10 protein-coding genes are annotated in these 13022 nt (G+C 36.3%); 8 read left to right on the forward strand and 2 right to left on the reverse strand.

Annotation, left to right across the window (positions count from 1 at the left end; genetic code table 11):
- Nucleotides 1-26 precede the first annotated feature (26 nt).
- The 4 genes from A4F88_RS07710 (at nucleotide 27) to A4F88_RS07725 (ending at nucleotide 8063) form a co-directional block, all read left to right on the forward strand.
- On the forward strand, nucleotides 27-2261 hold the full coding sequence (locus A4F88_RS07710; RefSeq protein WP_068841992.1) for a glycoside hydrolase family 3 C-terminal domain-containing protein: 2235 nt from the start codon (nucleotides 27-29) through the stop codon (nucleotides 2259-2261).
- A gap of 1 nt (nucleotide 2262) precedes the next feature.
- Entirely contained in the window at nucleotides 2263-3498 is a 1236-nt protein-coding gene (locus A4F88_RS07715; protein ID WP_178368483.1) for a glycoside hydrolase family 5 protein, read from the forward strand.
- A gap of 103 nt (nucleotides 3499-3601) precedes the next feature.
- Nucleotides 3602-5548 carry a sialate O-acetylesterase gene (locus tag A4F88_RS07720; protein WP_082815721.1) on the forward strand — a complete coding sequence of 649 codons (1947 nt, stop codon included), beginning with the start codon at nucleotides 3602-3604 and terminating at the stop codon, nucleotides 5546-5548.
- 106 nt (nucleotides 5549-5654) lie between these two features.
- Nucleotides 5655-8063 carry a glycoside hydrolase family 95 protein gene (locus A4F88_RS07725; protein WP_068842327.1) on the forward strand — a complete coding sequence of 803 codons (2409 nt, stop codon included), beginning with the start codon at nucleotides 5655-5657 and terminating at the stop codon, nucleotides 8061-8063.
- Between the two features lie 326 nt (nucleotides 8064-8389).
- Here A4F88_RS07725 and A4F88_RS07730 read toward each other — a convergent pair whose 3' ends face one another.
- Nucleotides 8390-8917 carry a CvpA family protein gene (locus A4F88_RS07730; protein WP_068841994.1) on the reverse strand — a complete coding sequence of 176 codons (528 nt, stop codon included), beginning with the start codon at nucleotides 8915-8917 and terminating at the stop codon, nucleotides 8390-8392.
- A 272-nt stretch (nucleotides 8918-9189) separates the two neighbouring features.
- On the opposite strand from A4F88_RS07730, the gene A4F88_RS07735 reads away from it, so the two are divergent.
- The 4 genes from A4F88_RS07735 to A4F88_RS07750 all read left to right on the forward strand — a co-directional run bounded on the left by A4F88_RS07735 (nucleotide 9190) and on the right by A4F88_RS07750 (nucleotide 11740).
- Entirely contained in the window at nucleotides 9190-9546 is a 357-nt protein-coding gene (locus A4F88_RS07735) for a hypothetical protein (protein WP_068841995.1), read from the forward strand.
- 136 nt (nucleotides 9547-9682) lie between these two features.
- Entirely contained in the window at nucleotides 9683-10132 is a 450-nt protein-coding gene (locus A4F88_RS07740; RefSeq protein WP_233173294.1) for a hypothetical protein, read from the forward strand.
- A 100-nt stretch (nucleotides 10133-10232) separates the two neighbouring features.
- Complete coding sequence (gene pheS, locus A4F88_RS07745) at nucleotides 10233-11252, forward strand: phenylalanine--tRNA ligase subunit alpha (RefSeq protein ID WP_068841997.1); 1020 nt, start codon at nucleotides 10233-10235, stop codon at nucleotides 11250-11252.
- Between the two features lie 80 nt (nucleotides 11253-11332).
- Entirely contained in the window at nucleotides 11333-11740 is a 408-nt protein-coding gene (locus A4F88_RS07750) for a hypothetical protein (protein WP_068841998.1), read from the forward strand.
- A 142-nt stretch (nucleotides 11741-11882) separates the two neighbouring features.
- On the opposite strand, the gene A4F88_RS07755 is transcribed toward A4F88_RS07750, so the two are convergent.
- On the reverse strand, nucleotides 11883-13022 hold the full coding sequence (locus A4F88_RS07755) for a cytochrome-c peroxidase (protein ID WP_068842328.1): 1140 nt from the start codon (nucleotides 13020-13022) through the stop codon (nucleotides 11883-11885).

Here is a 13022-nt window from a genome sequence, read left to right on the forward strand (position 1 = left end):
ATTTCAAAAACTAAAATTTATTACGCATGAAAAATAAAATCATATACCTCTCATTGGCATTGACTTTAGCAATATTTACATCATGTAAAAATGAAACGCAAAGTTCAGGTTCTGATGAAATTCAAAAAGAATACGCAGGAAAAGAAATAGGTTCAGAACACGATGCAGAAATAGACAAGTTGGTTGCTCAGATGACCTTGGAAGAAAAAATCGGAATGTTGCACGGAAACAGTATGTTTACTTCCGGTGGTGTAAAACGTTTAGGAATTCCGGAATTAAAAATGGCCGACGGACCACTTGGTGTTCGCGAAGAAATTTCTCGTGACAACTGGGCTCCCGCAGGACTAACCAATGATTTTGCAACCTATTATCCGGCAGGAGGAGGTTTGGCTGCAACATGGAATGCAGATATGGCCTACACATTCGGGAACAGTGTTGGGCAGGAATTACGTGCCAGAGATAAAGACATGCTGCTTTCGCCAGCCATAAATATTGTAAGAACACCACTTGGCGGAAGAACATATGAATATATGTCTGAAGATCCGTTTTTGAATAAAAAAATCGCAGTACCCTTAATTATTGGTCTGCAAGACAACGATGTGATGGCTTGCGTAAAACACTTTGCAGCAAACAATCAGGAAACCAACAGAGATTTTGTAGATGTACAAATTGACGAACGTACACTTCGCGAAATCTATCTTCCGGCATTTGAAGCTTCGATAAAAGAAGCTCATGCTTATAGCGTAATGGGCGCTTACAATAAATTTAGAGGAGAATATTTATGTGAGAATGATTATATGCTCAATAAAATCCTTCGTGACGAATGGGGGTTTAAAGGCGTTGTAGTTTCAGATTGGGCAGCTGTACACTCAACAGTAAAATCGCTAAACAGCGGATTAGATATTGAAATGGGAACACCAAAACCATTCAACGAATTTTTCCTTGCCGATAAATTAATCGCAGCGGCTAAAAACAAAGAAATCTCAGAAGCAGAGCTCGATAAACATGTCAAAAGAATTTTGCACGTATTATTTCAGGTAAAAGCAATGGGCGGAAAAGATCGTGTAAAAGGAAGCATCGCAACCGAGGCACATTATCAGGATGCCTATAAAATTGCTGCCGAAGACATCGTTTTATTAAAAAACGATAATAATGCATTACCACTAAAATTAGACGGAGTAAAATCTATCGCCGTAATTGGAAACAATGCCACAAAAAAAAATGCCCTTGGCGGATTTGGTGCAGGAGTAAAAACCAAAAGAGAAATTACACCACTTGAAGGTTTAAAAAACAGATTACCATCATCAATAGCAATTAATTATGCCGAAGGATATCTGGAACGTTACGAAGAAAAAAACAAAGGAAATTTAGGAAACATTACCTCAAATGGTCCGGTAACTATCGATCAGTTAGATCCTGCAAAAGTACAAGAAGCTGTTGAGGCTGCTAAAAAATCAGATGTTGCGATTATATTTGCCGGCTCTAATCGTGATTACGAGACAGAAGCATCAGATCGTAGAAACTTAAAATTACCATTTGGTCAGGAAGAATTAATTCAGAAAGTATTAGCCGTAAATCCAAAAACAATTGTTGTGATGATTGCCGGGGCGCCTTTTGATATTGATGCCGTAAGCAAAAAAACATCAGCATTAATCTGGAGCTGGTTCAATGGTTCAGAAGGAGGAAACGCATTGGCAGATGTAATTTTAGGAAAAGTAAATCCGTCAGGGAAATTACCCTGGACGATGCCAAAACAAATCATGGATTCTCCGGCACATGCCACAAATAGCTTTCCCGGAGGAAAAACCGTAAATTATGCCGAAGGAATTCTGGTTGGATACCGTTGGTTTGATACTAAAAAAATCACACCATTATATCCTTTCGGATACGGATTATCATACACCACTTTTGTTTTTGATAATGCAAAAACAGACAAAACTTCATACACAGAAAACGAAACAATCTCTGTTGCTGTAGACGTAAAAAATACCGGAAAAACAGACGGAAAAGAAGTGGTTCAGCTGTATAGTTCAAAATCAGATTCGAAAATAACACGTGCCGCACAGGAATTAAAAGGTTTTCAGAAAACATTAGTAAAAGCAGGAAGCTCCAATACAGTAACGATTAAAGTTCCGGTAAAAGAACTGGCTTATTACGATGTAACAACTAAAAAGTGGACAGTTGAACCAGGAAAATATACCCTGAAATTAGGAAATTCTTCAAGAGACATCAAAAAAGAAATTGTTGTAACAATCAAATAAGATGAAAACGATAAAAAGAGGTTTACTTAGCGTTGTTTTATGTTTCTCTTTTCTAAGTATTTGGGCATGCAGTTCAGATAAAGAAGAAGAAAAACAAACAGAAAAAGTTTCAGTTACCGGATTATATCCAAGTTACAATACAAATCCAATTCCGGCAGATGCCAGCGGAATGTCCAGTACAGCAGCACAACTGGCAGCCAAAATAAAATTAGGCTGGAACATAGGCAACACACTCGAGGCAACCGGAGGCGAAACTGCCTGGGGAAATCCAAAAGTGACCAAAGCCCTGATCGATGCCGTTAAAGCAAATGGATTTAATGCGATCAGAATTCCGTGTTCCTGGAATCAGTACTTAGAAAACCCGGCAACAGCCAAAATAAAGACCGAATGGTTAAACAGAGTAAAAGAAGTCGTGCAATATTGTGCAGACAATAATATGTATGTAGTGGTAAACATTCACTGGGATGGTGGCTGGCTTGAAAACAATATTACCGAAGCCAAAAAAGCAGAAAACAACGCCAAACAAAAAGCGTTTTGGGAACAAATTGCAACACAATTAAGAGGTTTCGATGAACATTTGCTTTTTGCCAGTGCCAATGAACCTGCAGTAGAAGATGCTGTACAAATGGCAGTTCTGACTTCTTACCATCAAACCTTTATTGATGCCGTTCGCTCAACCGGAGGTAAAAATGCCTACAGGACATTAGTCATTCAGGGACCAACAACAGATATTGAGAAAACCAATAAATTAATGTTGACACTCCCTACAGATAAAGTAACAAGCCGCATGATGGTCGAAGTACATTATTATGCTCCGTGGAATTTTGGCGGATTAACCAAAGACGAATCCTGGGGGAAAATGTTTTATTATTGGGGAGCAAATTACCATTCAGCAACAGATACAGAACGTAATGCAACGTATGGAGAAGAAGCCGATTTAGAGAAAAACTTCAAACTCATGAAAACCCAATTTGTAGATAAAGGAATTCCCGTTTTATTGGGAGAGTTTGGTGCTATTCGAAGAACAACTTTAACCGGTGCTGCCTTAACGTTACATTTAAATTCAAGAGCCTATTATTTAAAAACGCTAGTAAAACAAGCTAAAGCAAACGGATTATTACCCTTTTACTGGGATGAAGGGAATTTGGGTAACAATGGTTTCGGAATTATGAACAGAGCTAATAATACTGTTTTTGATACTCAGGCATTAAATGCAATGATCGAAGGATTACAATAGAATAAAAAAACATCATATAAGTGATATAAGAAAATATAAGTTGAAACAACCTGTCAGGCTTAAATTTTCTTATATCACTTATGTGGTTTAAATAACAAAAACAATGAAAAAAATAATCTTTCTTTTTTTACTATTCAGTACAATAGCAAGCGCCAATGTTAGAATGCCTTTGCTTTTTTCTGACGGAATGGTGTTACAGCGCAACAAAGAAATTCCGGTTTGGGGCTGGGCAGATGCCAATGAAAAAGTCGAAGTTCATTTTAACAAACAAACCAAAACCATTCAGACCGATAAAAACGGAAAATGGATGATAAAACTCAACGCCGAAAATGCTGGTGGACCTTTCGAATTATCCATTACAGGAAAAAATAAAATCATCATAAAAGATGTTCTGGTGGGCGAAGTCTGGATTTGTAGCGGACAATCTAATATGGAATTTCAGATGTATAAAGTCATGAATGCTGAAAAAGAAATGGCGGATTCCAATTATCCCATGATTCGTCATTTTGGTGTTGCTCAGGATTTAAGCGGAACACCAAAAGAAGATTTAAAAGCAGGAAAATGGTTAGTTGCCAATAAAGAGAACATTCGGGATTTTACCGCCGCAGGATTCTTTTTTGCTAAAAAACTATACGCCGAATTAAAAATCCCAATCGGAATTATCAATACTTCCTGGGGCGGAACCAATGTAGAAACCTGGACAAGTCGCGAAGCCTTCGAAAAAAGCAATGATTTTAAAACCATGATTGCAAATGTTCCTCAGGTAGATATGGATGTTGCTTTTGAAGTCTACAAAAAATCAGTTTTAGAAAATCTGAAAAAAGTTCAGGGTTTTGATGTTTCCATGCAAAATGAAAACCAATTTAAAGATCCCAATTTTGAAGATCAGAACTGGCCTGAAATAAAAGTACCTTCACTTTGGGAAAACCAGCAAATAGGCAATATCGATGGCGTAGTCTGGATGCGAAAAACAATCATTCTAACAGCTGAACAAGCCAAAACCGATGCCGTTCTACATTTGTCTAAAGTCGACGATGAAGACATAACATATGTAAACGGAGTTCAGGTAGGAACCAATAAAATCTGGGAAACACTTCGGGTTTATAAAATTCCGACAGGAGTTTTAAAAGAAGGTAAAAATGTAATTGCGGTCAGAATTGCAGATTACTCAGGTGGCGGCGGAATCTACGGCGATCCTGCTGATCTGAAAATTCAGTTTAAAGACAAAAATATACCACTCGAAGGACTTTGGAAATTTAATGTTGTACAGGTAAAAATAGCCATTTCACCAAATACTTATCCGTCATTATTGTACAATGCTATGGTAAATCCGCTAATTCCGTATGCGTTTCAGGGTGTTTTATGGTATCAGGGCGAAGCCAATGTCTGGAGAGCCAAACAATATAAAAAAGCATTTCCGCTTCTGATTCAGGATTGGAGAACAAAATGGCATCAGGGTAATTTTCCTTTTTACTTCGTGCAATTGTCTACTTTTAACGAGTTTAACGGAAACAGTAAAGTTGGAAGCCGTTGGGCAGAACTCCGCGAAGCACAGCTCGAAACATTAAAAGTTCCCAATACCGGGATGGTCGTTACTACAGATATTGGCAATGCAAAAGACATTCACCCAACAAACAAACAAGACGTTGGATTGCGCCTGGCGGCAATTGCCCTCAATAATGTCTACGGTAAAAAACAAATCTATAGCGGACCAACTTTTAAATCTCAGGAAATAAAAGGGAACGAAATTATTCTTACTTTCGATAATTCAGGAAGTGGATTGTCAACTTCTGATAATGCTGAAAATCTTAACGGATTCGAAATCGCAGGAGCCGACAAAGTTTTTTATTCCGCGAAAGCGATAATCAAAAATAACAAAGTTATTGTTTCATGCGAAAATGTAAAAAATCCCGTAGCCGTTCATTATGGCTGGGCAGACGACGATACAGTAATTAATCTTTTCAATAAAGAAAAATTTCCTGCATCGCCATTCAGGACCGATAATTGGGAAATGATTACAGCAAATGAGATATATAAGGTTAGTAAATAGTGATTAGTGAAAAGTTTTTCTATAATTACATTTTAAAAAACAATAAAAGGTAATTAAAAATGTTCCATTGGAACAATTCATTGGTAACATTAAAATGCATAAAAAAATGAATTCAGCCCTCATCAAAAAAACATTTCTCATCTTACTTTTCACATCTTACTATATAAACATTTCAGCGCAATCCAGTCATGTTTTATGGTACAATCAGCCTGCCGAATATTTTGAAGAAAGTTTGGTTTTGGGCAACGGAAAACTCGGAGCAACTGTTTTTGGCGGTGTTAACGCAGATAAAATTTATCTGAACGATGCCACGCTTTGGTCTGGTGAACCCGTAAATGCCAATATGAATCCGGAAGCCTACAAAAATATTCCGGCAATTCGTGAAGCGCTTAAAAATGAAAATTATAAACTAGCCGAAGAGCTCAATAAAAAAATTGAAGGCAAAAACTCTGAATCATTTGCACCTTTAGGAACATTAGAAATCAATAATTCCGAGAAAGGAAAAGCTGTAAACTATCATCGGGAACTGGATATCTCAAACGCCATCTCAAAAGTTAGTTACGAAATGGCAGGTATAAAATATACACGGGAATATTTTGTGTCAGCTCCGGATCAAATCATGGTAATCAAATTCACGGCTGATCAAAAAGGAGCTTTAAATTTTGATCTTAACTTAAAGAGTTTACTAAAATCAAATGTCGAAGTAAGAAATAATATTCTGGTGATGACCGGCTCTGCTCCAATTCATGAAAATGCAGGATATCCGGTTCAGCCAAAATACCTGCAGGTAAAAGAAAGAGGAACAAGATTTACAACTCTGATCCAAATCAAAAAAACAGATGGAAAAGTTACGAGTTCCAGAGAAACATTAACGCTAAAAGATGCAACCGAAGCCTATGTTTATGTGTCTGTTGCCACAAGTTTTAATGGTTTTGACAAAAATCCTGCAACAGAAGGACTAGACGATGTATCAATTGCATTGCAAAACCTGAACAAGGCGTTTGCAAAACCATTCGATAAACTAAAAGAAGCTCATGTTGCCGATTATCAAAAATATTACAACAGAGTAACTTTAGATTTAGGAAAAACAACAGCACCGGATTTACCAACAAACGAACGCTTATTAAGATATGCTGACGGAAAAGAAGATAAAAATCTGGAAATCCTCTATTTCAATTTCGGACGTTATTTGCTTATCAGCAGTTCCAGAACATTGGGTGTTCCGGCAAATTTACAAGGCATTTGGAATCCATATTTAAATCCGCCCTGGAGCAGTAATTATACCATGAATATCAATCTGGAAGAAAATTACTGGCTGGCTGAAAACACTAATCTTTCAGAAATGCATTTGCCGCTTTTAAGCTTTATCAAAAACCTTTCGGTAACAGGAAAAATTACGGCAAAGACTTTTTATGGTGTAAATCAGGGTTGGGCTTCGGCACACAATTCAGATATCTGGGCAATGACCAATCCGGTTGGAAACTTTGGAAAAGAAGATCCAAGCTGGGCATGCTGGCCGTTATCAGGAGCCTGGTTAAGTACACATATCTGGGAGCACTACGTTTTTACACAAGATAAGAATTATTTAAAAACCGAAGGTTACCCGATTATGAAAGGAGCTTCGCAATTCTTTTTGGACTGGATGATTACCGATAAAAACGGAAATCTGATTACATCACCATCAACCTCTCCTGAAAATAAATACATTGCACCAGATGGATTTATTGGTGCTACAATGTATGGCGGAACTGCTGATTTAGCCATGATAAGAGAATGTTTCGATAAAACGATAAAAGCGTCAAAAGTCTTAAATATCGATGCCGATTTCAGAACAAAGCTAGAAACAGCACTTTCTAAATTTCATCCCTATCAAATTGGTAAAAAAGGGAATTTGCAGGAATGGTATTTTGACTGGAATGACGAAGAACCCAAACACCGTCATCAATCGCATTTATTCGGACTTTTCCCTGGAAATCATATCACACCGGAGAAAACCCCTGACTTAGCCGAAGCATCAAAAAAGACTTTAGAAATCAAAGGCGACGAAACGACAGGCTGGTCAAAAGGCTGGCGTATTAATCTTTGGGCAAGACTTTGGGACGGAAATCGCGCATACAAAATGTACAGAGAATTATTGAGATATGTAGATCCTGACGGAAAGAAAACAGATAAACCAAGAAGAGGAGGAGGAACCTATCCTAATTTATTCGATGCGCATCCGCCATTTCAAATAGATGGGAATTTTGGCGGAGCATCAGCCGTTGCCGAAATGCTCGTTCAATCAGACGAAAACGAAATCAGATTATTGCCTGCTTTACCAGATGCCTGGGAAACCGGTTCTGTAAGCGGTATTTGTGCCCGGGGCGGATTTGAAATCGAAATGAGTTGGGAGAATAAAATGCTGAAAAAAGCGACCATTTCTTCAAAAACCGGAGGGAAAACAACTTTGATTAATGGAGATAAAAAACAAAATGTCACATTAAAAAAAGGAGAAAAGCTAGAAGTAAACTGGTAAAATAATTATAAACGCAATTTTGATAAAATCCGACAGTTTTTAAAAATCTGTTGGATTTGTTTTTAATGGAGAGCTTCGGAGAAGCAAAATATTTATAGAAAACAATTAATGTCAAGAATATTAAGCTCCTGCGGAGCGATATAAAAAAACGCAATATGTTTCGCTCCGCTGAAGCTCTTTTGCAATCGCGCGATTAAATTTCTATAAATATATTGCCCCGCTGGGACTTTTAAAACTTATATAATAGATTAAAAACAAAACCTAAAATAGTTTAAAAACTGCCGGGCTTTGTTTTTCCAGGTAATAGAATTATTTTTAGTGTTTTGTTACTTTTCTTCTGTTTTTTCAGAATGTTCTTCTTTAAAGGTATCATACCATTTTTCAATCGAAGGATACACAAAAGCAGCTACTTTTTTTATCGGATTATAAAAAATCGAATGATCTAAAGTTTCTTTTTTGGCAAAAGTATGGTTGAAGTTTATTTTCTCAAACAGTGCAATAAAAATACTCAGAATCAAAATGGTCTTTAAAATCCTGAAAAAACCTCCACCCAGTTTATTTGCCCATCCCAGAAAAGCAAAATCAGCAATTCCGGTAAGGATTTTAGCCAGGAAATAAACGCCAATAACCACCAGAATAAAAGTCAGGATAAAAGCGGTAACCTGAATCGTGTTTGGGTTCCAGGAAACATGTTTCATAATCAGTTCCTTCATAAAAGAAGAGAATTTAATCGCAATATAAATTCCCAGCAATAAAGAAATAAAAGAAGCTACCTCTACAAAAAGCCCATTTTTGATGCCTTTGTATAAACTGAAAGCTAAAAGGGCACCAACAATAATATCAAAAAAACTCATGTTTTCTGTTTTCGTTTTAATTAAGGCGCAAATATAAACGAATTATTTTTTAGGTTCAGAGATTCAAAGAAGCAAAGGTTTCAGTCTTTTAATGAAGCACTTTTTTGATAAATTTAAATTGATATTCCTAAGTGTTGAATTTTTTAAGGTGTTTAAGTTTGAAGCCGTATCTTTGCAAATCTAATTTTAGAGTTCAGATCGCAGATTTTAGATTATAGAAGATCTCAAATCAGCAATCAGCAACCTAAAATCAACAATCTAAAATCACATTAATGTCCAGAGATATACAACTTAAAGAGCGATGGGAAAAGCTCGTCGATATACTATCTAATCAGTTTTCGCAAGGAGAAGACTTAGATTTAGATGCCATAATTTACCTTATTGGAGTTCAGGAACTAGGAAAAGTGCACCGCGAATTCAAAAAAGATGAAAAATTAAACCTTATGCACATCGCCATTTGTCGATTATTAGAACCATACGGATTTTATGAATTTGATTTTTTTGATGCCGAAGGCTGGCCACATTACAAAGTCAAAGAAGAATTACCATCACTAAAAGCAGGAGAACAATCCGTTTTGATGAAAGAAGCGATTGTGAATTATTTTTTAGAAAGAAAATTGATCGAGTAGTTTTATTTCATGATTTCAGTTTTTAATAACTGATTAACGGTAAACAGATAAAAAAGAGATGTGCAGATATGCAATGGTTTCCTATAAACCACATTACGCTTGTTTTAATTGTCGAAAGACATTTAAGAGAAGATTGATGAATGATATAGAAAGAGGCGCGAAATCAGTTGTAGAAGCCAAATGTCCACAATGTGGGGATTTAATGGCGAATATGGGACTCGATTTTGAATCGCCCAAAAAAGATGATCTCAAAAGTTGGGAACACATCAAAAGCTTATATTCGGTTGGGATTGCTTTTCATTCCTGTGGCTGTAGTGGTCCGGGCTACATCCCTAATTCTAAGGAAAAACTAATCGAATATTTTGAAGACAAGAAAGAGACATATCTTAAAAATATGGATTTTTGGCGTTCCAGAACAGAACCAGTCAATAAACAGGAGAGAGAAAAAGACTATCAGAAAAACTGGTACGAATTAAGCAGGGTTTCGTCTCAATCTAAAAAAGAAATTATTAAAAATCAGGAAGGAATAGATTTTTGGTTAAAAAGAGTGCAGGAAATCGAAAGCAAAATAAGTCTGATAAAATAGTCGCAGATTGAATATCATGACTTGTAAAGGAAACTTTAAACTTTAAACACCATACTTGGAACAAATTTCTTAAATTTGTTGCTTCAATTATTGAAGGAAAATGATAGACAAGATAAAACAACATATAGAGGAAGCCAAAGCCTTTAATGATAAAAACAAAGAATCTTTAGAGCAATTCCGTATTAAATATTTAGGTAGTAGAGGTTTGTTAAGAGAGCTTTTTGCTGAGTTCAAGAACATTCCAAACGACCAGAAAAAAGACTTTGGACAGGTAATTAATACTTTAAAAGCTGTTGCCGAAGAAAAAGTTCGTGTTATTCAGGAAGAACTGGAAAGCAAACAGGAGATAAAAGGAGTTTTTGGTGATTTAACACGTGCTGCAGAACCGGTTATTATTGGTTCTCGTCATCCAATTTCGATTGTTAAAAATCAAATCATAGATATTTTTGCCAACATTGGCTTTAACGTTTCTGAAGGTCCGGAAATCGAAGACGACTGGCATAACTTTACCGCTTTGAACTTACCGGAATACCATCCGGCACGTGATATGCAGGATACGTTTTTCATCCAGACCAATCCTGATGTGTTGTTGCGTACGCATACATCATCTGTTCAGGTACGTTACATGGAAAATCACAAACCGCCAATTCGTACTATTTCTCCGGGACGTGTATTTCGTAACGAAGCTATTTCGTCACGTTCGCACTGTATTTTCCATCAGGTTGAAGGATTATATATTGACAAAGATGTATCGTTTGCTGATTTGAAACAAACCTTGCTTTATTTCACCAAAGAAATGTTCGGAAAATCGAAAATTCGTTTGCGTCCGTCATACTTTCCATTTACAGAACCAAGTGCCGAAATTGATATCTATTGGGGTTTAAAAACCGAAACAGATTATCGTATTACAAAAGGAACTGGCTGGCTAGAAATTGGAGGCTGCGGAATGGTTGATCCAAACGTTCTTAAAAACTGTGATATCAATCCGGACGAATTCAATGGTTTTGCTTTTGGAATGGGAGTAGAGCGTATTGCGATGCTTTTATACCAAATTGGCGATATCCGTATGTTCTACGAAAATGATGTTCGTTTCTTAGAGCAATTCAAAGCAAATATTTAAAAATAAAGATATTAGTAAATAGTGATTAGTGAGAAGTTTTCTTTCTAATCACTATTTACTTTTTATTAATTACTCAGATTATGAAAAAAGATATAACAATCCCCGAAGTAGAAAACGTATTTCTGGCAGCAGTTCAGGAATGGAGTGATGATTTTATGGAGAAAGTATGGTATGCTTATCTTGTAAACGACAGTGACTTTAATTTAGACAGCGTTATGGTCGTTTCAAAAGCATTTGGAACTATAGATGGCGAAATGAAAAAAACATCCGTTTTACGTCATGCTTTTGTTGAAGTTCCTGCTGTTTCAGTAGTAAAAATAGAATTGGTAGAAAAAAGCCTTTTATCGCTTAATAACGAATTTATGGTTACTTTCTTTATAGGTAATACTTTATACGATAAGAAGTTTATCTTTAAATCCAACATCATTGATGAAAACAATACAGAAGAAGTGCCTATTTTGTTTGTTGAAGGAATTATGGTGAAGTAAAGAGAATAGACTTTAGAAAAATAGATAAAAGAGAAAAGAGTCAAGACGAAATTTAATTAGTCTTGACTCTTTTCTCTTTTTTTTATTCTCAAAGTACAGAAATCTATTCTCTTTGCTCTATTCTCTTGTTTCTTAAAAAAAATTATTGTGGTAATTCCGGTGGGCGCATTTTATAAGCTCCGGCTGATAAACTACTAATAAAAGCTTCTAGTGCATCCAGCTCTGATGCGTTCAGTTTTAATTTCTGTATCAGCTTAGAAGTGGTTGGAAACAAAGTATCATTTTGCTGGCTTTCTTTTCTTTTGGGTTGAGGCATTCCGGCATTGTACATGTTCAGGACACCTCGAATATTAGGAAACAAACCATTGTGCATATAGGGTGCGTTTTGCGCAACTCCCCGTAAAGACTGGGTTTTAAATTCACCTACATTTTCGGCTTTTTTGGTTACATTATAGCGTCCTAAATCTTCATATTCTCGTCCGTAATACGTTAGGCCTATATTGTGGAATTTATTATCAGAGAAATTAGCGGTATTATGGCAATTAATGCAACGTGCTTTGGTACGAAATAAATGCAAACCTTCAACCTCTTTATTGTTTAACTGTGTAGAGTCTCCTGCAACAAATTTGTCGAACCTGCTTTTCGGACTGATTAAAGTTCTTTCGAAAGTCGCAATGGCTTTTAGAATTTCTTCCTGTGTGAGCTTTTCTTTGCCAAATGCCTTTTTAAAATGAGGTCTGTACCCTTTTATCTTATTCAGCCTTTTGGTGGCTAAATCGATATGAAAGTTCATTTCTTTGGTATCTTTTATTGGAAAGCTTGCCTGGTCTTCAAGAGTATTGGCTCTTCCGTCCCAAAAGAAAACTTTCGAATAAGCGATATTCATTAAACTGGGAGAATTTCGAATGCCTTGTAATCTTCCTTCTCCATAAGAAACCCTTCTGGCGTCGCCCCAGTTTAACTCCGGATCATGACAATTTGCACATGAAATTTGCCCGGATTTTGATAATCTCGGATCAAAAAACAGGATTTTACCTAAAGCGGCTTTATCTTCTGTATATGGATTATCTTCAGGAAATTCAGGCTTGCCTAAAGTGCCTATATCCTGAAAACCCTGAGCGTAAACAATAGAATCTACTTCTGGTTTTGGCCATTTGGTATAATCGCCACTGCTGTATAAATTTTTTAGTTCGCTTATAGAAAGCGTTGGGTTAATTTTGGAATAAGAAACGATAAGAAGTGAAAATACCATTACCCCAATGGCAATAAACTTTGTTTTCAT

Origin of the sequence: Flavobacterium chilense, from assembly GCF_001602525.1 — a bacterium.
GTDB classification, from domain to species: domain Bacteria; phylum Bacteroidota; class Bacteroidia; order Flavobacteriales; family Flavobacteriaceae; genus Flavobacterium; species Flavobacterium chilense.